This window comes from Microbacterium sp. NPDC064942, from assembly GCF_049545525.1.
Lineage (GTDB): Bacteria > Actinomycetota > Actinomycetes > Actinomycetales > Microbacteriaceae > Microbacterium > Microbacterium gawkjiense.
Map to the genome: position 1 here is coordinate 24,410 of NZ_JBMWDR010000012.1, position 20,654 is coordinate 45,063.

Annotated in this window: 28 protein-coding genes and 1 pseudogene; 22 read left to right on the forward strand and 7 right to left on the reverse strand. The window is 65.7% G+C overall.

Going from position 1 to position 20,654, the window contains the following annotated elements; all coding sequences use genetic code 11:
- Positions 1-18 precede the first annotated feature (18 nt).
- Together ACPEH2_RS15190 and ACPEH2_RS15195 are read right to left on the reverse strand one after the other, a co-directional pair.
- Positions 19-303, reverse strand: a complete 285-nt coding sequence (locus ACPEH2_RS15190) for a hypothetical protein (protein ID WP_423719034.1) — start codon at positions 301-303, stop codon at positions 19-21.
- A 9-nt stretch (positions 304-312) separates the two neighbouring features.
- On the reverse strand, positions 313-795 hold the full coding sequence (locus ACPEH2_RS15195) for a DUF6668 family protein (protein ID WP_423719035.1): 483 nt from the start codon (positions 793-795) through the stop codon (positions 313-315).
- 343 nt (positions 796-1,138) lie between these two features.
- Between ACPEH2_RS15195 and ACPEH2_RS15200 the strand changes: the two genes are divergently transcribed.
- The 6 genes from ACPEH2_RS15200 to ACPEH2_RS15225 all read left to right on the forward strand — a co-directional run bounded on the left by ACPEH2_RS15200 (position 1,139) and on the right by ACPEH2_RS15225 (position 6,469).
- Complete coding sequence (locus ACPEH2_RS15200) at positions 1,139-1,606, forward strand: hypothetical protein (RefSeq protein ID WP_423719036.1); 468 nt, start codon at positions 1,139-1,141, stop codon at positions 1,604-1,606.
- 1 nt (position 1,607) lies between these two features.
- Positions 1,608-2,711 carry a M23 family metallopeptidase gene (locus ACPEH2_RS15205; protein WP_423719037.1) on the forward strand — a complete coding sequence of 368 codons (1,104 nt, stop codon included), beginning with the start codon at positions 1,608-1,610 and terminating at the stop codon, positions 2,709-2,711.
- Entirely contained in the window at positions 2,711-3,514 is an 804-nt protein-coding gene (locus ACPEH2_RS15210) for an FHA domain-containing protein (RefSeq protein ID WP_423719038.1), read from the forward strand. The genes ACPEH2_RS15205 and ACPEH2_RS15210 overlap by 1 nt, the downstream gene beginning before the upstream one ends.
- 80 nt (positions 3,515-3,594) lie before the next feature.
- Positions 3,595-4,026: a helix-turn-helix domain-containing protein gene (locus ACPEH2_RS15215; protein ID WP_423719039.1), complete on the forward strand. Its 432-nt coding sequence runs from the start codon at positions 3,595-3,597 to the stop codon at positions 4,024-4,026.
- Between the two features lie 59 nt (positions 4,027-4,085).
- Positions 4,086-4,328, forward strand: a complete 243-nt coding sequence (locus ACPEH2_RS15220) for a hypothetical protein (RefSeq protein ID WP_423719040.1) — start codon at positions 4,086-4,088, stop codon at positions 4,326-4,328.
- Positions 4,329-4,522: 194 nt separating this feature from the next.
- Positions 4,523-6,469 (forward strand): hypothetical protein, encoded by a 1,947-nt coding sequence (locus ACPEH2_RS15225; protein WP_423719041.1) that lies wholly within the window; start codon positions 4,523-4,525, stop codon positions 6,467-6,469.
- A 5-nt stretch (positions 6,470-6,474) separates the two neighbouring features.
- Here the strand turns inward: ACPEH2_RS15225 and ACPEH2_RS15230 are convergent, their stop codons facing one another.
- Positions 6,475-6,840, reverse strand: a complete 366-nt coding sequence (locus ACPEH2_RS15230) for a hypothetical protein (protein WP_423719042.1) — start codon at positions 6,838-6,840, stop codon at positions 6,475-6,477.
- 282 nt (positions 6,841-7,122) lie between these two features.
- On the opposite strand from ACPEH2_RS15230, the gene ACPEH2_RS15235 reads away from it, so the two are divergent.
- Both ACPEH2_RS15235 and ACPEH2_RS15240 read left to right on the forward strand, forming a co-directional pair.
- On the forward strand, positions 7,123-8,496 hold the full coding sequence (locus ACPEH2_RS15235) for a ParB/RepB/Spo0J family partition protein (RefSeq protein ID WP_423719043.1): 1,374 nt from the start codon (positions 7,123-7,125) through the stop codon (positions 8,494-8,496).
- Positions 8,497-8,548: 52 nt separating this feature from the next.
- A complete protein-coding gene (locus tag ACPEH2_RS15240) occupies positions 8,549-8,758 on the forward strand; it encodes a hypothetical protein (RefSeq protein WP_423719044.1) in 210 nt (69 codons plus the stop codon).
- On the opposite strand, the gene ACPEH2_RS15245 is transcribed toward ACPEH2_RS15240, so the two are convergent.
- Positions 8,745-9,479, reverse strand: coding sequence for a hypothetical protein (locus ACPEH2_RS15245; protein WP_423719045.1), 735 nt, complete (start codon positions 9,477-9,479; stop codon positions 8,745-8,747). The genes ACPEH2_RS15240 and ACPEH2_RS15245 overlap by 14 nt on opposite strands.
- A 232-nt stretch (positions 9,480-9,711) precedes the next feature.
- Here ACPEH2_RS15245 and ACPEH2_RS15250 point away from each other — a divergent pair, with 232 nt between their 5' ends.
- The 8 genes from ACPEH2_RS15250 to ACPEH2_RS15285 all read left to right on the forward strand — a co-directional run bounded on the left by ACPEH2_RS15250 (position 9,712) and on the right by ACPEH2_RS15285 (position 13,849).
- Positions 9,712-10,674 carry a DUF3560 domain-containing protein gene (locus ACPEH2_RS15250; RefSeq protein ID WP_423719046.1) on the forward strand — a complete coding sequence of 321 codons (963 nt, stop codon included), beginning with the start codon at positions 9,712-9,714 and terminating at the stop codon, positions 10,672-10,674.
- Positions 10,671-10,871, forward strand: a complete 201-nt coding sequence (locus ACPEH2_RS15255) for a hypothetical protein (RefSeq protein WP_423719047.1) — start codon at positions 10,671-10,673, stop codon at positions 10,869-10,871. The genes ACPEH2_RS15250 and ACPEH2_RS15255 overlap by 4 nt, the downstream gene beginning before the upstream one ends.
- A gap of 241 nt (positions 10,872-11,112) precedes the next feature.
- Complete coding sequence (locus ACPEH2_RS15260; RefSeq protein WP_423719048.1) at positions 11,113-11,745, forward strand: AAA family ATPase; 633 nt, start codon at positions 11,113-11,115, stop codon at positions 11,743-11,745.
- Positions 11,745-12,068 (forward strand): hypothetical protein, encoded by a 324-nt coding sequence (locus ACPEH2_RS15265; protein WP_423719049.1) that lies wholly within the window; start codon positions 11,745-11,747, stop codon positions 12,066-12,068. The genes ACPEH2_RS15260 and ACPEH2_RS15265 overlap by 1 nt, the downstream gene beginning before the upstream one ends.
- Before the next feature lie 314 nt (positions 12,069-12,382).
- On the forward strand, positions 12,383-12,622 hold the full coding sequence (locus tag ACPEH2_RS15270; RefSeq protein ID WP_423719050.1) for a glutaredoxin family protein: 240 nt from the start codon (positions 12,383-12,385) through the stop codon (positions 12,620-12,622).
- Between the two features lie 14 nt (positions 12,623-12,636).
- Positions 12,637-13,002, forward strand: coding sequence for a single-stranded DNA-binding protein (locus ACPEH2_RS15275; RefSeq protein ID WP_423719051.1), 366 nt, complete (start codon positions 12,637-12,639; stop codon positions 13,000-13,002).
- A gap of 76 nt (positions 13,003-13,078) precedes the next feature.
- Positions 13,079-13,321, forward strand: a complete 243-nt coding sequence (locus ACPEH2_RS15280) for a hypothetical protein (protein WP_423719052.1) — start codon at positions 13,079-13,081, stop codon at positions 13,319-13,321.
- Between the two features lie 66 nt (positions 13,322-13,387).
- Positions 13,388-13,849 (forward strand): SDR family NAD(P)-dependent oxidoreductase, encoded by a 462-nt coding sequence (locus ACPEH2_RS15285; RefSeq protein WP_423719053.1) that lies wholly within the window; start codon positions 13,388-13,390, stop codon positions 13,847-13,849.
- Between the two features lie 85 nt (positions 13,850-13,934).
- Here the strand turns inward: ACPEH2_RS15285 and ACPEH2_RS15290 are convergent, their stop codons facing one another.
- Positions 13,935-14,693, reverse strand: coding sequence for a glucose 1-dehydrogenase (locus tag ACPEH2_RS15290; RefSeq protein ID WP_423719054.1), 759 nt, complete (start codon positions 14,691-14,693; stop codon positions 13,935-13,937).
- A gap of 763 nt (positions 14,694-15,456) precedes the next feature.
- Positions 15,457-15,780: a hypothetical protein gene (locus ACPEH2_RS15295; RefSeq protein WP_423719055.1), complete on the reverse strand. Its 324-nt coding sequence runs from the start codon at positions 15,778-15,780 to the stop codon at positions 15,457-15,459.
- 64 nt (positions 15,781-15,844) lie between these two features.
- On the opposite strand from ACPEH2_RS15295, the gene ACPEH2_RS15300 reads away from it, so the two are divergent.
- The 3 genes from ACPEH2_RS15300 to ACPEH2_RS15310 all read left to right on the forward strand — a co-directional run bounded on the left by ACPEH2_RS15300 (position 15,845) and on the right by ACPEH2_RS15310 (position 17,823).
- Complete coding sequence (locus tag ACPEH2_RS15300; protein ID WP_423719056.1) at positions 15,845-16,114, forward strand: hypothetical protein; 270 nt, start codon at positions 15,845-15,847, stop codon at positions 16,112-16,114.
- Between the two features lie 212 nt (positions 16,115-16,326).
- Entirely contained in the window at positions 16,327-17,493 is a 1,167-nt protein-coding gene (locus tag ACPEH2_RS15305) for a glutathione-independent formaldehyde dehydrogenase (protein ID WP_423719067.1), read from the forward strand.
- 27 nt (positions 17,494-17,520) lie between these two features.
- On the forward strand, positions 17,521-17,823 hold the full coding sequence (locus tag ACPEH2_RS15310) for a putative quinol monooxygenase (RefSeq protein WP_012397129.1): 303 nt from the start codon (positions 17,521-17,523) through the stop codon (positions 17,821-17,823).
- A 112-nt stretch (positions 17,824-17,935) separates the two neighbouring features.
- Here the strand turns inward: ACPEH2_RS15310 and ACPEH2_RS15315 are convergent.
- Positions 17,936-18,136: pseudogene (locus ACPEH2_RS15315) on the reverse strand (hypothetical protein); the annotation flags it as partial.
- 181 nt (positions 18,137-18,317) lie between these two features.
- Here ACPEH2_RS15315 and ACPEH2_RS15320 point away from each other — a divergent pair.
- The 3 genes from ACPEH2_RS15320 (at position 18,318) to ACPEH2_RS15330 (ending at position 20,588) form a co-directional block, all read left to right on the forward strand.
- On the forward strand, positions 18,318-18,761 hold the full coding sequence (locus ACPEH2_RS15320) for a hypothetical protein (RefSeq protein ID WP_423719057.1): 444 nt from the start codon (positions 18,318-18,320) through the stop codon (positions 18,759-18,761).
- A gap of 473 nt (positions 18,762-19,234) precedes the next feature.
- Positions 19,235-19,540, forward strand: coding sequence for a hypothetical protein (locus ACPEH2_RS15325; RefSeq protein ID WP_423719058.1), 306 nt, complete (start codon positions 19,235-19,237; stop codon positions 19,538-19,540).
- A 58-nt stretch (positions 19,541-19,598) separates the two neighbouring features.
- On the forward strand, positions 19,599-20,588 hold the full coding sequence (locus ACPEH2_RS15330) for a PIN domain-containing protein (RefSeq protein WP_423719059.1): 990 nt from the start codon (positions 19,599-19,601) through the stop codon (positions 20,586-20,588).
- Positions 20,589-20,654: the final 66 nt, after the last annotated feature.

Below are 20,654 nucleotides of genomic sequence, written 5' to 3' on the forward strand. Positions count from 1 at the left end.
AATCTCCCCCGAGGGTGCTTATGCGCCAGAGATGAAGCCGACGAGCGCGGTTGCGGCGCCGATGATCATGACGCCGATCAGGATCGACACGAACGTCTTGATGTGCTCCCCACCTTCACCGCGGCGGGAGTTGAACATGAAGAGGACGGCCACGAAGATCAGCGCGAGAACCGCGGCGATCAGACCCACCCACTTTGCCCACCCGAGGATCGTGCCCACGGCCTCGAATCCAGGAGGGGCGACCGGTTCCGGGTCCGGGAGCGCGTAGTAGACGACGTCGTGTCCGAGCTTCGAGAGCGACATGGGGTCCTTTCAGTTCTGAGCAGGGCTGCTCGAGTGCAAATGCAGGTCCGCGAAGAGCTCGCGGAATGCCTTATGCAGAGGGGCTGAGGGGTCTGCCGGGCCGAGCCGCCAGGCATCGACCCACGGAAGTGTCCATACGCGGGGAAGGCCACCGCTGAGAACCTGCTGCAGGTCGCGCAGAGGCTTCGGGAGTCGTCCGGGGGCATCCGCGATGAGCACCAGACCGGCAAGGGTCACCGAGTTGCCGAGGGTGCCGGATGCCCACTCGGTCGCGGCGCGCTGTGCAGCGGTGAGGCCCTGATAGTTCGAGCGTGCGACGAGGACGACGTTCGTTGCGATGTTGGGTGGGTCTGCGATCGGCCAGCCATGTTGAGCCGCACGGGTGCTCTCCGCCAGTGTTGCGAGAGTCGACTCCCCCGCGCCGCCGTGGACGCCCAACCACCACACCTTGGCAGGCCACGTCTGCGACCAGCGCGGCAACCGATCAGCCATGTCGGGCACCGGGACTCCGGCCTGAGGGGTGAGCGGTGCTCGACTGCGCCGGGTCCGCGAAGTGTCGGACGCTACTGGCGCATCGGTTGTTGCCTCCACCGGTGGGGTGATCCATGGATTTACGTTCGACATTCGTGCTCCCCTTGGGTGTTCTTCATCCTGAATGGCGTGCAGTGTGGCGACCGCACCAATCCTGAAGATGGGAAAACTCTAACGACGTAAACCTACCTAAAATGAGTCAGAACCGTCGATATAACTTCATTACATCCCTCTAATGAGTACCTTAAAGAGGGTGACGGACAGCTCGGGATGGTGCAGGCAGCGAGTAGCAGGAGCGTTGATCGTGGTTCTCGCGGCGGCGCTCGCGGGGTGCGGGGTAAGCTCCGCACCTTCCGAGGCAGGGAGCCCAAGCGCGGCGAGCACTGGCTCCGCGGCCCCTACCTCCCCAAACGACACGGGCGCTATTGTCGCGCCCGTCCCGGAGGCTGAGAGCGACAGTCAAGTCGCCGCAGTCGAAGCGGCCACGGCCGCTCTGACCGCCTACGCACAGCCTGAGCTCCCCTATCAGGAGTGGGTCAACGGTCTGTACCCGTATCTCACCCAGGCCGGCGCATCCGCCTATGAGGACACCGACCCCGCTCGCATTCCTGTCCGGGAAGTCACGGGACAGGGCATCATCCTCCCCGCCTCCACGGAGGTCGCGCTGATCGTCCAGCTTCCAACCGATGCCGGCAACTACAACGTGAGCCTCAGCCGCCCCAACGCCGAATCGGCGTGGCTGGCAGACCGGATCCGACCAGCAGACGGCTGACATGGCACAAGGGACGAAGAACCTCACCGGCGCGCTGATCATCGGCACGCCGATCATCGTCGTGGTGAGCATCTTCGCTCTCGTCCTGCTGTTCATGACCGGCGGTAGCGCGTCCGCCGCTTGCAGCGGCGGTGTCGGCACCGCCGACCCCGACAACGTGCCCGAGGAGCCTGTCGCCGGCTACTCCGGCGAGCAGCTGCAGAACGCCGCGCTCGTCATGAACGCCGCCGTTCCTCTCGGCCTGGATCGTCAGGCTCAGGTGATCGCCGTGATGACCGCAATGGGCGAGAGCTCGCTGCGCAACATCGACTTCGGGGACGAAGTCACCAACCCGGACGGGACACCGACGTGCTCCCTCGGGCTGTTCCAGCAGCAGTGGTGCATCGGCAGCTGGGGAACCAAAGAGCAGGTGATGGAACCCACCTACGCCGCCACCCAATTCCTCACCCGCCTCGCCGCCGTCGACGACTGGACGTCGCTCGAGCCGAGCATCGCCGCGCACAAAGTGCAGCGCAACGCCGACCCCTTCCACTACGAGAAGTTCTTCGACGCGGCCAACCAGGTCGTCACCGCCCTCGCCGGAGGCGGCGGATGCACAGGCGCCGGAGCTGTCCAGTTCCCCCTCTCGGAGGGCTACAACATGACGTCCGGCTTCGGCCCTCGCAGCGTCAGCGTCCCCGGCGCACCCTCCTGGCACGCCGCCGTCGACCTGCAGCGCTGGCCCAACCCCTGCGGTGACCAGATCTACTCCATCAGCGCCGGCACCGTCACCTACAAAGCCGGATACCAACTCACGGTCAAAGCGCCCGAGGGATGGAGCGTGTCGTACCTCCACATGAGGATGAATCAGGTCTCCGTCGACGTCGGGGACACCGTCACCGCAGGGCAGCCGATCGCCCTCGTCGGCAACGAGGGACCGTCCAGCGGATGCCACCTCGACTTCCGCATCAATCAGATCGGCAGCACCGACCAAGCAGTGTTTTCCCTGCCCGACGCGGTTTCGCTCGGGTCGCCTTCCCGCTACGCCGGCTTCGTCCACCCCGAAGAGTTCTACGAGCTGTTCGGCATGGAGCTTTGCGCGCCCTCATCGTGTGAAAGGCAGTGATGACCGCAGTCCCGCCCTACCCCGTCATTCACGTCACCGTCGCCGCTGACGGAAGTGCCCACGCCAACGTCGCCGGTCGCCACGACGACTTCCCCGCCGCAGAGCTCACCGACACCCGCCAGGCGGTCATCAGCTACGCGACGACAATCGCCGCCGAGCTACGCCGACCCGTCCGCATGAAGATCGTCGACCCCGACGGCGAGTGGAACGTCGCCGTCGAACCGACCGGCAACGTCATCGAGGATCCACACGCGGCCGCCCGCCGCTCGCGCCCCCGGAAAGCGCCCACCACCGCGGCAACACCGACGCAGCAAATCCCGCGAGGACCGGTGCCACCCACCCCGCCTGCGGAGCCGGTGGCATCCGCGTGGGCGGCGCCGAAGGCACCGGACGAATACGACGAGCCGGACCCCTACACGCGACTCTCGGAGCGCAAGCGCCCCGCCGTCCCGACCGCGCGCATCCACGCCAGCACAGGCGAGTCCGGGGCCTTCACGACCACGGCGCTCATCGGCCGGCGGCCTGCCCCTGAGCCCGGCGAGGCCGTCGAACTCCTGCTCACCACCGACGACGGCACCCGCCAGGTCTCCCGCACTCATCTGCGCCTCGAATGGGATGAGGGCGCACTCTGGGCGACCGACCAGGCAGCCGCGAACGGCACGCTCATCGAACGCACCGGAGCCGTGACCGTGGAGCTCACACCGTGGAAGCCGTACCGGCTGCAGAGCGGCGACGTCGCCGTTCTCGGTGACGTCCGGCTGACGATCGCGCTCTCAGGCGTCGAGGACGGAAACCTCGCATGAACGTCGCCGCTTGGAATACTGGTCCCTCAACAGCTCCACCTTCCGAACCCGATCGGAACAACTATGAGGACCACCCCCCGTTGAGCGAAGAGGACTACTGGGCGCAGTTCCCCGACACCCTCACCACTGCGGACGTCGCCAAGATCATCCGCACTGGCGCTCCCGCCGTGCGCGCACGCCTGCGTGACGGCATCATTCCCGGCCACCGGATCGCTGATTCGTGGGTCATGTTCAAGGCCGAGATCCGCGCATGGCTGGCCGCGACCAGCAACCGACCCATCCCGGCCGGCGAGCCCGTCGACGTCCTGGCGGACTATCCCGACGAACTCAGCTACCGCGACCTAATGCGGCTGTTCCGCGTCAAGTACAAGGGCACCATCTACATTTGGCTCGAGCAGGGGCACATCCCCGGCTCCTTCGTCGGAAACCGCTGGATCGTGCACAAGTGGCGCCTCCGCGAACTCCTCGACGAGACGAGCAATCAGCGCCGCAGCGGTGAGGACGTCGAATGACTCCGACACGCCGCCGCGCCTCACATTTCGTTAACGCAAACGCGGTTAGCGTTCGAGGCATGGCACGCAACGGCATTGGCCGCCCCAGCAAGGGCGAGCGCGACGCGATCCTGGCGAAGCCTCCCGTCACCTTCGGCGCGATTCTCAAAGAGAACGCCGACAAGGAGGGGCTGAGCTACGGCGACTACCTGCTTCTTCTCGCCGCCGAACAGCTCAACATGCCGCAGTACGCCCCTAAGCCCCCGCGCGATCGCGCGGCCGAACTCGATATCCCCCGGGAGGCCAGTTCCGCCGCCGCATAAACGAAAGAGCCCGCCGTTTCCGGCGGGCCCCTCAAGGATTCGTTGCTCTGAGTCCAGGTCGCCAAACTCACGACTCGAGAGCTTCCACATTCCAAGTCCGGTGAAGCCGGAGGCTTCGTCGTTCCCAGAAGGAGTTGGGACTGACTATACCAAGCGCGCGCCTCGGCGCCAGCGTTTCCCTCGCACACACCCGCGTGTCGGAGCCCGATCGGGCCTCCGCGTGGGCGACTACCCGCGCCCTCACGCTGCGCGACGTCGTGCGCGCAGCAGCGCAGGACGCGGGCGGCGAGATCCTGAACGACTACAGCCGCGACTGGTCCGTGAACGCGATGCCCCCACGGACCACCTGGGCGATGTACCTCTCGGCCGACAGCCGCACGTACACGTACCTCTGCTTCGACCTCGACAGCAGCCGCGGTAACGCGCCCTACGACGCCGGCAGACTCTCCCTCTGGCTCGATGAACTCAATGTGCCCCACCTCGTCTGCGAATCCGGCCCAACCGGCGGCCGTCACGTCTGGATCGGCCTCGCAGCGGCCGTCGACGGCGCAGCCGTCCGCGACCTCGCCCTGCTCGCCACACAGCTGCTCCCCTCCCTCGACCCCACTCCCCTGCTCAACCCCGCCACAGGATGCGTGCGGCCGCCCGGAGCCCCCCACCGCCTCGGCGGTGTATCCGTGGCCCTAGGGCCGCTCGCACCGTTCACCACGCAGCCCGTCCCACCCGAAGCGGTCACCGACCTCGCCGCATTCCTCGTCGACGCCGGCGCCGAACTCCCCACCGTGGAGCTCGCAGCCCTGCACGGCATGGCCGTCGACCAGGACGGCCACCCCTACATCGCAGGCCCCAAGCGCGCCCTCAGCCCGCGAGTGGCCGCACTCATCGACGAGACCCCCGCCCCGGATGCGTCCTACACACTGGCATCCGTCCTCGCCGGCTGCGCGCACTCCCGCTGGCGGTACGCCGACGTCCTCGAGCTGGTCGACTCCCCCGCGTTCGAGCACGTCCGCACCATGCGAACCAAGCGAGGCCAGGAACGCACGCCACGCACCGCGACAGGCCGCGTCCGCACGCTCACGAACGCATGGGACAACGCCGTCCGCTACGTCGCCTCCCACCCCCTCAACGGAGCCGGCGACGACGTCGACTACCTCGCCCGCTCCAGCCGTGCCGTCGCGGCCGTAGAACGCGCTCAGGAGCGCGCAGACGCCATGCCGGGGCTTTGGGGCGCAGACCGCGCCTCATCAGCGGCACGACGCCGCACCGGGACGCACAGCACCCGCGCCGTCCTCGACGCCCTCTGCCTCTACATCGCGCAGTCCGCGCAGCTGATCGTCGAGACCGACGTCCGACGCCTCTCCGCCGACACCGGCTACGGGCGCACCACCGTGCACACCGCCCTGCAGCGGCTCTCACAGCCCGTCACCGAAGACCCCGACTCAGCGTGGATCGTCCGCGTCGGAGATCCCGAAGGACCCCACGGACAGCGCTACCGCCTCTCCAAAAAGTTCTCCACAGAGAACCACCCTCACGACCGGACACAAGTGCCTGCACGCCCCGCCGGCGACCCTCCCACCCCCACACGCGCCTACTGGCTAAGCCACCTCCACAACCGCCTGCGCCCCCTTCGCCACGACACCTTCGCTGCCCCCCGCAGCCTCGGCCGCACTACAGGGATCATCTACGCCGCGCTGCACCCCGACGCGATCGCCACCGTCGACGAGCTCCGCACAACCACCGGCCTCGACGCCGGGCGGATCAGGAAAGCTCTCGACCGCCTCTCCTTCCACGGACTGGCCCACCGTGGATCGGCCGGATGGATTCGAGGCGAACACGATTCCCTCGACCAGGCCGCCGACGCCCTCGACGTCGCCGGCTACCTCGAGCGGCGACGCGCCGCCTACGGCAACGAGCGAGCCCGGTGGGAATGGTGGAACGCCGAGCTGACGTGGATGAGGAAACCCAACAAGAAGCGCCGAGGGCGTCGAGCGACCACGGGCGTCGCACTCTTCGCGCAGAACGATCGTCCCGACTACGCGCGATATCCACGAGGCCCTGACGGTCGAGGCGACCACAAACAGGCCCTCCAACTCGTGCGAGCCGGCGTCCTCTCCCCCGCTACCGTTCTAGGCGCAGCTTGACGTCATCAACGAGTCCGCACAAGCGCGAAGTGCTCGGATACGAACATTTTCGAGCGCTGTGGAAACGTGGGACCGGGCTTGAGCCCGCGCAACTGGACCACGACGACGTGGCAGAGTCCGGTGTTCGACAGCTCGTGAAGCGTTTCGTCGACCTTCAACCGGTCGGTTTCCTCTCCGTAAGGACGAAGATCCACTGCCGCGCAGATCGCATCGAGTAGCTCCGCAGAGATCCGTATATCTTCCTTCCTCGAGGGCAGGACGCCGCTGCGCACTCCCCTCAGCTCGACGGTGCCGGCGGGGCGCTCGCTCTCTTCCCCATCGTCTTCACTCCACTCCCAAACCTGCGCTCGTAGCGTCCATTCGACTGTCATGCGGTCATACTGCCGGGCCTCATGAGCCGACGTCGATACAGGCTCAGCGGAGCTGCGCTTCGGACGGTCGAGCCGCTCCGCGGCCGGCTTTCTCGTTGTCCGTCTGCCTGGCCGCCGAATCGTAGTTCGCTCCCACGGCTGCTGTGCGGGGCTTTCGCGGCATATCCTCCCTCGCTGCGCTCAGTCCGGTATTCCACGACCCCGCACTCTCGCCGCTCCGCTCTCAAACGATCCTCTTGCCAGACAGGCGAACAAAAACAGTTGATCGGGAGAGAGAAGATCATGGCTGAGACCACCGCCCACACCGGGACTATCGAGCACATCGACCCGCAGAGCCTCGTCATCGAGGCCAACGTGCGCCCCAGTGCACCCATCACCGCCCCCTTCGTGCAGAGCATCCGGGAGAACGGCGTCCTCACGCCCGTCCTCGCCCGACGCGACGACCACGGCAACGTCCTGGTCCGCGCCGGTCAGCGACGCACCCTCGCCGCCCGCGAGGCAGAACTGAGCACGATCCCCGTCTACGTCGTCGAGGCCGCAGAAGCCACCGCCGAGCGGATCATTCAACAGATGGTCGAGAACGACCAGCGCGAAGCACTCACCGAAGGCGACCGAGCCGCCGCGTTCCAGCAACTCGCATTCGAGGGCATGAGCGTCACCGCAATCGCCAAGCGCACCGGCACCAAGGCCAAAGAGGTCAAGACCGCCCTCACCGTCGCGGAAAACCCCGTCGCGACAGCGGCGATCACCGAGCACCCGCTCACCCTCGACCAGGCAGCCGTACTCATCGAGTTCGACGACGACGCCGACGCCCGCGCCACCCTGATCGAGGTCGCCACCACCAACCCCAGCCAGTTCGAGCACGCCGTACAGCGCGCCCGCGACGAGCGCGAACGCGCACAGATCAAGGCCACCGCCGAGGCCGACCTGACCGAACGCGGCTACACCGTGCTCCCCCAGGAACCCGGATACTACGACACCGAATACACCGCGATCCGCGACCTCGTCACCAGCGACGGCGACCGCGTCACCGTCGAGCACATCGAGAACCTTGAGCGGTTCGCATCCGTGCGCGTCTACTACGGCGGCGAGCCGACCACGACGTACTACCTCCGCGACTACAAGAGCGCTGGGTTCCGCAAGGACAGCGGCGCAGGAGCCAACAGCGGCCCCATGACCGACGAGCAGAAAGCCGAACGCCGGACCCTGATCGCCAACAACAAGGCATGGGCATCCGCCGAGGTCGTGCGGCGCGAGTGGCTAACCACGTTCCTCGCACGAAAGACGCTCCCCAAGGACACCGCCGCGGTGATCGCCCGAGGACTCACCATCCACCGGAACGCCGTCAGCACCGGCACGCGCGACGGGAACCGGCTCGCACACGAACTCCTCGGCCTGGAACCCTCCGGCTACTTCGAGGCCGACAAACTCGCCACCCTCGTCGAGCAGAACCCCGCCAAGGCCACCCACGTCGCCCTCGCGATCATCCTCGGAGCCGTCGAGAGCATCACCAGCAAGCAGACCTGGCGCTCACCGTCCCGCACCGACCGGGACTACTTCACCCAACTCGCCGCATGGGGATACGGGCTCAGCGACGTCGAGCAGATCGTCACCCACGATCCCGCAGACACCACCGAGACCGACACCCAGGACTGAACCGCGCGGGGGCCGCACAGCGGCCCCCGCCACTCCCCCAGGAGGACGAACCATGCTCACCCTCACCACCGACACCGGCCACACCTTCACCGCCAGCACCGACGTCGAGCTCGCAGCCCTCTGGGCCGATCACGACAACGGCGAAGGATGGGACGACGATCTCAGCCCGTTCGACGAGCACACCATCATGGGCGAATACATCGACGCGATCCACGAGGCGAAAGCCGGCCCGATCGCAGGGTGCACGGTCAGCGAGGGGTGACCCCCTCGCGCTCCCCCGGTGATATCAACTCGATAGCACCAGGAATGCCATCCAGTACCCACCGCTCGGGGTGCTTTACTCGTCGTTCCGTGCGCTTCGCAGCTCGTTTCGCGGCCCGTTTCGCCCGTCCTTCGACCCACATTGCGGTTAGCCGAGCTGCCCACCAACGCCACAATCTGATCCAGTGAACCGCTCGGATGTGCCACGCGCACGCTGCGAACGCGCAGAAGACGACGAACCAGCCCAGTCCTGCCATGATCTGCTGCCACAGGAAGCCATCGACACTGGAGGAGGTCGCCATCACCGCAAACATGAAGGCGGAAGTCGCGAGCAGCTTGCCTAAGAAGTCGACCGCTTTCCATCCCTCTTGGCGCCCATCCGCCAGCGCTCGAAACACGGTGCCGATTCCAGCGATGATGATTCCCACGACGGCTACCGCACTGATATGGACAGTTGTCCTCGCAGTCGCGGCCGCGTCCGCAGCAGCCTGAGCCGAAGCCGCCGCGGCCCTTGCAACCGCTGCGTCAGCGGCATTCGTCGCGGTATTCGCGGCATCCGCCGCCTCCGCCGCCAGTGTCACGAGCGCTGTTTCTTGTGATCGATCGTTCTCTGCGGTCAGGCCGAAGAAGAGGGCTGTGAGCACCCCGCCCACGATGCCGAGCAGTAGGGCCATGACGGTCCAGAACGTTCGAATTTTTCCGACGGACTCGCTATTACCCACGCAACGAACCTATTCGACCGGCTACGCCGGGCTGTCACCCCTTCGGGACCCTTTTTGCCGTGAAGCCTTCGGCAGCATCCGGTCGGCCGTCCTCCGCGCAAGTGCTTTCGCGGCATATCCTCCCTCGCTGCGCTCCGTCCGGTATTCCACGGTCACTTGCACTCCGGTTGGCGCTCCCTCGCGGCGACAAGTCGCCTTCACGGCAAAAAACGAGAGGGAGAGAGAACCCAACATGCTCACGATCACGCACACGCACGAGGCCGGGACCATCATCGAAGGGACCGCCAAGGGCGACGGCACCGCCGAAATCCTGAAGGCCAACCGCTGGCGCTGGGGCCGGAGCATCGGCGCGTGGTACGTCCCCAACAGCCGCGATCGGCTCCCCCAGGACCACATCATCACCCGCACCGCCGCCGCGCTCGAGGCCGCAGGCTTCCCCCTCGCGCCCCTGCAGATCGACCGCACCAGCCGGAGCACTGCAGAGGTCGAGGCAGGCAAGATCGCACGCCAGGCGGACCGCGTCGACGCGCTCGACGCCAAGGCCGACCGCAAGACAGCCACCGCCGACGCGCTCTGGGGCGCGCACATGCGCGACGTGGCACGCCTTCCCGAAGGTGGCGAGCCGATCAAGGTCGGTCACCACTCCGAGCGCCGCCACCGGAACGCGATCGACAAGGCGCACAACAGCGCCCGACGCGGCATCGACGCCCACCACGAGGCCGAGGAAGCCGTCAGACGCGCCAACGCGGCCGCTCTGACGACCGACGCACGCTACAACCCCGTGACCGTCGCCAACCGCATCGAGAAGATCGCCGCCGAAATCCGGTGCGTCGAGCGGCGCATCGAGGACGACGTCTACGACTCCGAGACCGGATACCGCCCCGCAACCGCAGAGCAGAAGGCGAAGCGGGCAGCGCACTACGCGCCGCAGCTCGACGAGCTGCGCGACCAGCTTGCCTACTGGGAGCAGGTGCGAGCCGATCAGATCGCAACGGGTAAGGCCACCGGCTACTCCCCCGCCACCGTCCGCAAGGGTGATGCCGTGAAGATCCGCGGCCACTGGCGGCGCGTGGCCCGCGTGAACACCAAGACCGTCAGCGTCGAAACCGGCTACAGCTGGACCGACCGCGTCGCCTACGCCGAGATTCAGGACCACCGAACCGCAGACGCGACGGCCGAGGAGGTCGCACGATGAGCCAGCGAATCGCCGTCATCGAGAACCGCGTCGGCAAGACCGGCGACGTCGTCGCCCAGGGGCGACAGATCGGCTACCGCTCGCAGGAACTCGACGCCTACGCCCAGCGCGGCTACAGCCTCGCGCACACCGCCACCATCGACGGCCCCGATTACGTGACCTTCGTGGACACCCTCACGGTCCACCACCCCCAGTGACAGGGGGAGGGGCGGCTACGGTCGCCCCTCCCCCACACGGATTGCGCCGGCCTCCCTCCGGTCGGCCGGCCGGCGAGGGGCGATCCCCTCGCGCTCCCCCAGTGATATCGCTTTGAATGCGACTTGATAGCGAACAGTGTTGATGCCATAGTGATATCATTACGGTTTCACTATGAAACCGATAGCACATCGACACCATTCCAATACCGGTGCGATATCACACTGAAAGTAGAGTGAAACCATGATCATCCTCATCGGGAGTCAGAAGGGCGGCCCCGGCAAAACGACCATCGCCGTCAATCTCGCCGTCGAGTTCGCCCGCGAGGGCAAGGACGTGTGCCTCGTCGACGCCGACCCGCAGCGCTCCGCCGCCCGCTGGCACGCCGACCGCGAGGAGCAGCGGCACACGCCCGCGATCGCGTGCGTCGAGAAGCTCGGCAACATCAACCAGACCCTGCAGGACCTCGCCGGCCGCTACGACGTCGTCGTGGTCGACGTCGCCGGTAAAGACAGCAGGGAGATGCGCACCGGCATGGTCGCCGCAGACACCCTCGTCGTCGTCGTCCGCCCCAGCCAGCTCGACCTCGACACTCTCGGCCACATGAGCGAAGTGATCGACCAGGCCGTCGACCTCAACCCGAGCCTGGACGTGCGAGGGCTCATCACGCAGGCGCCGTCGAACCCGAGCATCACCGAACGGCACGACGCGGGGGAGTACCTGGCCGACTACCCGCGCATCCGTCCGCTCGACACCGTCATCTACGAGCGCAAGGCATACCGCGACGTGATCGGGGAAGGTCTCGGCGTCGTCGAGTGGAACAACCCCAAAGCCAAGAACGAGATCCAGGCCCTCGCAGCAGAGTTGGTGTCCTAATGGCGATCAAGAAGCGCACCCCCATCGACCCCGCCAAAATCGAAGCGTTCGGCGCAGCCGCCGACGCGCCCACGCAGGAGGTTGAGACGCCAGCACCGGCGCCCAAGGCGCAGCCGGCATCCCGGCCCGCCACGCGAGCGACAAGCGCGGGGGAGTGGCCCGAAGGCACGTCCAAGACCTTCCTGCTCCGATGGGGCAAGAACCCCGAACTTCCCGCCCTGCTCGCAGAGGTCGCAGAGCTCGAGGACCGCACCCAGCAGAAGACCGCGCTCCGCGCGCTGCAACGTGGCCTCGAGGTCATACGAGCAGAGCACAAAGCCTGACGCTCACCGTGGCTCGCTTTCAGAGTGATATCAACATGAAAGCACGCCGCCCTACGGGCAGTTCCCGCCGGCACGGAGACCGACGCTCAAGAGGCGCCGCTACGCGGCCTGCACCATATCCCGCAGTCTTTGACCTGTCCGGCTGTCGAGGATACGTCGGCTCCACGTCGGGCCAACGGCTTTCGCGGCATATCCTCCCTCGCTGCGCTCACTCCGGTATTCCACGTCCGTTGCTCCCTCCCGCTCCGCTCGCCGTAAATCCCTCGATTGCCGGCAGGCAAAGAAAAACGGTTGGTTGAGGGAAGGGCAGAGCAATGGCTGAGCGGATCACGGTCTACACCACAGGCCCCAGCTGCGCGCGCTGCACGCTGACCAAGAACGTGCTCACCAGCAAGGGAATCGAGTATGACGAGGTGAACATCCGAGACAACGAGGATGCCCGCGCCTACGTCGTCGATGACCTCGGCTACACCGAAGCACCCGTCGTCGTCACCGACGAGGATCACTGGTCCGGGTTCCGTCCCGACCACATCAACCGCATCGCAACCCACTGAGAAGGAGAACGACCATGTCCATCCGCACCATCACCGGAAACCTGGCAGCCGATCCCGAAGTTGTGCAGGCGGGAACCATCCAGATCACCAAGCTCCGCGTCATCGAGAACACGGGGGAGTACCGGCAGGGCAAGTACCAGCCCCACGACACCCCCACCACCCACTTCGTCGAAGCCCGGTTCGAGCTCGGCCAGAACGCCGCCGCCTCACTCCACCGAGGGGATGCCGTCATCGTCATCGGACGCGAGCACACCACCAGCTGGGGCGACGAGGGTAACAAGCAGTACGGCCGCGTCATCGACGCTGACAGCATCGGCGCCGACCTCACCCGAGCAACCGCCGCGGTCACCCGCAACGCGCGCGACGACCAGCCGCAGTGATGTCCGCGACCACTGGGAAAATGGGGCGGCAATCTGGCCGCCTCGCCAACGGGTTGACCATAGGAGGGAACTACCAATGACTACGCGCACTGCCACCGCTGTCATCGTCCGAGTGGCCATGCTCACGAACGAAGGCGACGAGAGGGCGGTTCACTACGGCCCGTTCCTGCCCCACGTGGGCAGCGCGACGACCTCTTTCATGAACAGGATCGAGCGCGAGCTCGAGGAATCGGGCCGCTACAGGCACTGGGACGTGACGGTTGAAAGTGTGTTCATTGCGGAGGACGAATCGGACTGCGAGGTTCGCGCGACACGATAACTGGCCCGACACTGACGATGCCCCGAGCCGACCTCTCCCGGCCCGGGGCATCGCTGTGCCGGGAGAATGAACACATGCTCGGGAATTCGCACACCGCCCCCGCGATGTCGACGAGTCCACGCGCGTGGAGCTCGAGGCGTCGTCCTCCGGCGTCGCGATCCAACAGCTGCGATCAAGGGCCAAGGCCCGGTCGCACACACCACCGCGAAGGGCGGGGTCATCGCGATGACGAAGTCACTCGCTGCGGAGGGCGCCCGCTACGGCGTCCGCGCGAACTCGATCTCGCCTGGCTTCGTCAGCACCCCGGCGACGGACAAGGCGGTGGACGCGGAGGGCAAGGCCTGGCAGGTCGGCAACGCGCTCATTCAACGCCCCGGCGCGGGCGAGGACATCGCGTACATGGCGCTCTACCTGGCCTCCGACGAGTCCTCTTGGGTGACCGGACAGAACTACAGCGTCGACGGCGGCGCGACCGCCGGGTGGCGGAACGACAGGGAGACGGACCGACTGGCCGCGAAGAACGGCTGACACGCGGGTCGCGGCGCGACCGGTGACGGACGGGAGGCACGGTGCCAGCTGACACCGTGCCTCCCGTCCGTCGTGGCCACCTCGTCTAAATCGCGAGGTACCCGCCGTCGACGGCGAACTGCGAGCCGGTCGCGAAGGCGGCCGCGTCGGAACCGAGCCACGCGACCATCTCGGCGATGTCGTGCGGCGTGCCGAGTCGGCCGATCGGGTGCTTCGTCAGCAGCGCATCCTTGAAGCCCGGGTAGGTCTCCTCCAGCGCGTCTATCATTGGCGTCTGGATCACCCCGGGCAGCACTGCGTTCACGCGGATGCCTTTGTCGGAGTACTCCACCGCGGCGGCTCGGGTGAGGCCGATGACGCCGTGCTTCGACGTGACGTAGGCGGACTGGTGAGCGATGGCGGCCTGCCCGAGGGACGAGGCGGTGTTGATGATGGATCCGCCGCCCTGCGCCAGCATCTGCGGGATCTCGGCCTTCATGCTGATGAACACTCCGGTGAGGTTGACGGCGATCACCCTGTCGAACTGCTCCACCGTGACGTCGGCGAGGTCGGGGCCGGTGATCTCGATGCCGGCGTTGTTGTGCGCGATATCGAGTCGGCCGTAGCGGTCCACCGTGGCCTGGACCAGGTGCTGCATCGACGCGAGGTCGGTCACGTCCGCCCGGACGAACGCCACGGCGTCTCCGCCGTCGATGTACTCGAGCGTCCCGTTGCCGGCATCCTCGGACAGGTCGGCGACGACGACCCGTGCGCCGTGGTCGACGAGGACCTTCGCGGTCTCGCGCCCGATCCCTCCGCCACCACCGGTGACGAGTGCGACCTTGCCATCGAGCGAGTTTGACATTGTGTGCTTCTTTCTCTGGGAGCGGCGTCGGTCGGCGTCGCTCGTTCAGTGCGGGAGCTGCGACGCGGTGTCGGCTGTGAGCCGGCGGACGTCGCTATCCAAGGTGGGGCGGTCGATGCCGAAGAAGGCGAATGAGATCGCACCCATGAACGCGAGCCTAGTGCCCGGTAGGCGACGAGAGGGCGGTTCACTACGGCCCGTTCCTGCCCCACGCGGGCAGCGCGACGACCTCGTTCATGAACAGGATCGAGCGCGAGCTCGAGGAATCGGGCCGCTACAAGCACTGGGACGTGACGATTGAAAGTGTGTTCATTGCAGAAGACGAATCGGACTGCGAGGTTCGCGCGACACGATAACTGGCCGACACTGACGATGCCCCCGAGCCGACCTCTCTCCCGGCCCGGGGCATCGCTGTGTCGGGGGAATGACCACATGCTCGGGAACTCGCACACCGCCCCCGCGATGTCGACGAGTCCACGCGCGTGGAGCTCGAGGCGCCGTCCTCCGGCGTTGCGATCGAGCAGTTGCGGTCGAGGATCCCGGCAGATGAAGTCATCCTCTTCGTGCGCCAGATCGGCTAGAACACGCGCACCAGGCCGCAATTCGGGCACCGCCAGACCGGGGGAGTCGGCGGGTTCCACGACGGTTGCAGCTGCACCAGGCAGCGCTCACAGGTAGGGGAGAAGCCCGGCCACTCGTCGTCATCCACGACGCCAGAAAACCAGCAGGCCGGCGGCGTCGCAGAAACCGTCCACAGGGACGTTCAGCGTCTTCCAGGAGAGGCCGGCGTGACCGCCGAGGCCCATACCCATGCCTTCCTCTCCGTCTCGCCCACGCGGAACCTGATGGCGCAGGCATCCGCTGTCCACCGGCAGACCTCTGCGTCGACGAGCGCCGGCGTCGCGCCGAAGCGCACCCACGCCTTCGCAGGCTTCGGCCGCGGGTCGATAGTCACCGGTTCCACGTCTAAGCGCAGCTCAGCGCTCGAGAGCGACTGCAGGGGGCCGGCCTCCGCGGCGATCCGCTCGAGGATGCGCGTATCCATCAGGTGATCGACCGCCGCGGCGTAGCGCTTGTTCGTCCCCACGGCGACCTCCTCCTGAAGGTGACACGCTACCCAACATCGAAGATACGTTCTATTCTCGGATGCCATGACCCACACCGCCGCCGCCACGGAAGTCACGCTCTGGCTCGTCGACGAGGCGCCGGCGCGCATGTACTACGCGGGGCAGAGGTGGACGGTCACGGACACTCCAACGCGGCTCCGGGGCTCAGTGTGGTCCGTCGACCCCGACGACGTCGGCGGTAGGCGTGGGCTGTTTGGTTGGCGATTCCAGGCCACGAACGAGACGCATGAGTCCATCGTGTTCGACGTGACCGGCGGCGCTTGCGAGCGCAAGCGGCGCGCTACTCGCCGCTGATTCGCACAGCCGCGTTGGTTGGCACAGGGCCGCGCTGACGACCACAGTCGTGACGCTTACCCCTTTGCGGTACCGGCTCATCATCAAACACATCAACTCAAGGCGAGCCCCTTGACACGTGGTTACTGCGGGCGTTCGCTGTCACGCGGAGGGCCGGCGTTGTCGTGGCCCTGCCGAAGAAATATCGAGCAACACATCGGATCGGAGTGGACATGAAGGCAGTGGTGTACGAGGGGCCCCGTCAGGTCAGCACGAAGGACGTTCCGGACGCGAAGATCGAGCGCCCTACCGATGTGCTGGTCAGGGTGACGACGACGAACATCTGCGGCTCGGACCTGCACATGTACGAGGGGCGGACGTCCTTCGAGGTAGGCCGGACGTTCGGTCACGAGAACATGGGGGAGGTCATCGAGGTCGGTAGTGGCGTGGAGAAGGTCAGGGTCGGAGACCGGGTTGTGCTCCCGTTCAACATCTCGTGCGGATTCTGTAAGAACTGCGAACGCGGCCTGACCAACTACTGCCTCACCACCCAGCCCGACCCATCATTCGCCGGTGCGGCCTATGGGTTCGCCGATATGGGTCCCTATGGCGGTGGCCAAGCGGAGCTGCTCCGTGTGCCGTTCGGTGACCACAACGCGCTGCGCTTGGGCGAGGATGCGGAGGAGAAGGAGAACGACTACGTCATGCTCTCTGACATCTTCCCCACTGGCTACCACGCCACCGAGATGGCCGGCGTGGTCCCGGGCGACAGCGTTGTGATCGCCGGTGCAGGTCCGGTCGGGCTCATGGCTGCCCTGTCCGCGATGATCAAGGGCGCCGCGAAGGTGATGGTGGTCGATCGTCACCCTGACCGGCTCGCGTTGGCCGAGCAGATCGGCGCGATCGCCATCGATGACTCCAAGGTCGATCCCGTGCAGGCCGTGCTCGACGAGACGATGGGGCTGGGAGCTGACCGGGGCTGCGAATGCGTGGGTTACCAGGCCCACGATCCTCAAGGCAACGAGGACATCGCCGCCACGATGAACATGCTCATCAACGCGGTGCGTTTCACCGGAGGAATCGGCACCGTCGGCGTGTTCGTCCCCCAGGACCCCGGAGCCAAGGACGACCTCGCCAAGCAGGGAAAGGCGGCCATCGACTTCGGAACGCATTGGTTCAAGGGTCAGACCCTGGGGAGCGGTCAGGCACCGGTCAAGCGGTACAACCGCCAGCTGCGGGACTTGATCGCCGCCGGCAAGGCGACCCCTTCGTGGATCGTCTCCCACGAGATCTCGCTGGACCAGGCTGCCGATGCCTACAAGAACTTCGACGCCCGGTCCAAGGGTTGGACCAAGGTCCTCATCAAGCCCGGGATGTCGACCGAGAAGAAGGCGAACTGATATGGCCGCCCAGGAAGAGGTGACGTCATGAGCGTGACGAAGGGACTGCTTGTCAGGCTGGAGGCCCTGCCCGGCAAGGAAGACGAGGTCCAGGAATTCCTCGGCATCGGGCGAGGACTCGTCGAGGAGGAACCGGCCACCGTCGCGTGGTTCGCGATCCGTCTCGGCCCGTCCTCCTTCGGGATCTTCGACGTGTTCCCCGATGACGCCGGCCGCGACGCGCACCTGTCTGGCGCGGTTGCGACCGCTCTCGGCGAGCAGACCGGCAAACTGTTCAGCGAGCCGACGATCGAGAAGCTCGACGTCCTGGGCTCCAAACTCCCCGCCTGACACCACAGACCGGGAGTACTGGCCCAGAAAGGAGGGGTCGCTGCGCGCGGTGACTTCGGGCTTACACAGCCCGCTGACGTCGTGGCAGCGGCCCCTTCTCTTGCGCCTATCGCTAATTGTGATGTCCGGGGACGTTGTTGAGTCTGCTGAGGGGCGCGCCGCCGATCGCGGAGTGGTGTCGGTGATGATTGTAGAAGTGCAGCCAGCCCGGCAACGCCGCTGGACGTTCGGCCTCTGACGGATAAAGCCTCGCGTAAGCCCAACCATTTCTGGCTCCAGCTGTCGTAGTTGCGTGGCCCCACTGTGATCGACCGATCGCTGATGGAGCTGAACCCGGTTCGGTGGAGACGGGTTGTGTGTTGAATTATGCCGGGGTTGCATCCAGACAGAGTTGGGTACCGCTCTCCAGCGGGACCAAGACCAAGCCCGTGTCGTCACCACCGGAACCGTCCTGAATCGCCACGCGGATCTCCTCTCCGCCGCTGCGAGCTTCGATGAAGCCGGCCACCCAGTGTTCGAGCGTTTTCCTGCTGTGGAAAACCATGCTTGTTGTCCTGTCCGTGCTGTCCCCAGGTCGGCCTCGGGATCTGGCCCCCATTGTGGGTGGTCTTGCCGGCCTGTCTTACGGTGTAAACCTGTTTGGTGTGGGACGTCTGATCTACGGGAAAGAGTTTGCTGTCGAGCTGGAGGACCGGACCCTCGCGCACGTGGAAGCAGCAATTGAAACAAAGCTGCGCCGCGGTGAGCCGTTCATGTTCACCTGGAAGATCGATACCGCTGAGGGCAGTGGGCGAACGTCCGTGTGGGTGAATCGAAGCTCGACCCTCGTGTGCAAGTACCGGCAGCCTCGCCAGCAGATCAACGGCGCCTGGGTGAACGCGATGCTCTCGACAGCAAACACACTCACGGGGTTGTACGTCGTGCGTGAGCCTGAGTGAGTGTCATCTAGCCGACGGGGGCGGCTCAGCGTGTGTCATCGATTTGCGTTCGAGGAACTCACACAGATCCGCCGCGATATTCAGCTCTGCCGTCAGCGCACGGGTCTCCTCGTGCGCTAGGAGTGTTTCTTCCGGCTGCGCTTCGAACACCACCCGCCATTCTCTTGACCTGCATACGTCCCCACCGAAGACGATCGTTTTCGACGGCACCCCACCTGGCTCTTCCTAGGTCGTGTTCCTGAACCTCGGTGGCGCGTATATCGAGGCCAGCGTGTAGACGTTGCGTCCGCGGAGACGCGTTGCGGTCGCTCCGGTCTCCTTGCTGGTTCTTTCGTTGGCGAGCACCCCAATCTCGACAAGGTTCCGGAGGCCGACCTTTCGGGTGGACTCGCTGATACCGTATTCCGTGGCCTCGCGGGCGGGTTGAGGGAAGACCGCATCTGGGCCGCCGCGACCTGTGATTGGGTCACACCATGACATCCCACCGCTCGGCGCGCGTCGATTACACAAGCCAGTGCACCGTGATCATCACCTACCTCGACGGCGACCGCCAGGACCGCATGGTTTATGAACGGCCGCAGACGCAAGTTCCCGACGGTCCACTCAGCATATTCGATCGCATTCGCATCTCACAGTTTCCGACCGACGATGAGCTCACTATCGAGGCTCGTCGAATCTTTGCCGACATGAAGCTCAACCTCCGCATCGGAGAGGGCGCATCGTTGAGCTCGGTATTCATCGCTCGCACCGCCGCAGCGGCCCTCGAAATGGAGGTATAGCCCCAGCCAAAAAACGATCGCTTCCGGCGGAGGGGTCTCTCACGACTAGCGTGACGACATGATGAGAATCCTCGTTGACACGTCGACCTGGCTTGACCTCGCCCGACGTCGCAACGGCCAGCGCTGGATCGTGGCCCTACGCGTCCTGGTCCATCAGGGCGACGTCGAGCTGATGGTGCCTCCGCTGATCGTCGACGAATTCGACCGCAACCGCGAACGAGTGGAGGCAGCAATGACGTCGAGCGTCGCCTCTCGTTTCAAAGCCCTCCGCCAAGACCTGCTGCTCTACGCCGACGATGACGAACAGTCGATGAGAGTGATTGATGATTTGAGCCGACACGTGCCCCTCGTCGGCGCGATGACTCTTCGGAACTTCACTGACATCCGTGAGCTTCTGGTGGGTGCACGGACCATTGTCCCCTCCGATCGTGCCGAGCGTCGCGTTATAGAGCGTGGACTGCAGAAATCTGCTCCGTTTCATCGAGGACGAAACTCGGTAGCTGATGCTCTACTCATCGAGGCTTACGCGGATGAGGCCCTCGATACCCAGGAGCCGGACGTGTATGCGTTCGTCACTAGTAATAGTGACGACTTCTCTCTGGCAACCGGGGACAAGCGACTCCCACACGACGACATTTCAATGGTGTTCGACGGCGTGAGGTCGATCTTCGCACTCGGCGTGGATGGCCTGGACGCTGTGATGAGAGGCTATTTTGGCGACGAGGCCGAGGAGTTGTTCAACGAGGTGGACTTTCGCGAGGAGCCACGTCGGCTTGACGAGATCCTCGCTGCTGAAACCGAGATGTTCGATCGGATCTGGTATCACCGCTCCTTGCAACATGACTACCGGCTCGAAAAGGCTCGTGATGACCAGGCGCTTGCTGAGCACCGCCGCGTCGCTGACTCTGGTCGTCGACGCGTCGAGGCGACATATACGGCGCTCGGGCAACTCGGGCCGTACACAGACTTCGAGCTTGGGATGCTCCACGGAAAGATGAGCGCGCTCCGTTGGGTTCTTGGAAGTGAGTGGGACTTTCTCGACACGTGAGGCCAAGCGGCACGCTCTGTTCGTTACCGAATCGCGGGTGCGCGTAGAGCGGCGACGCCGCACCGA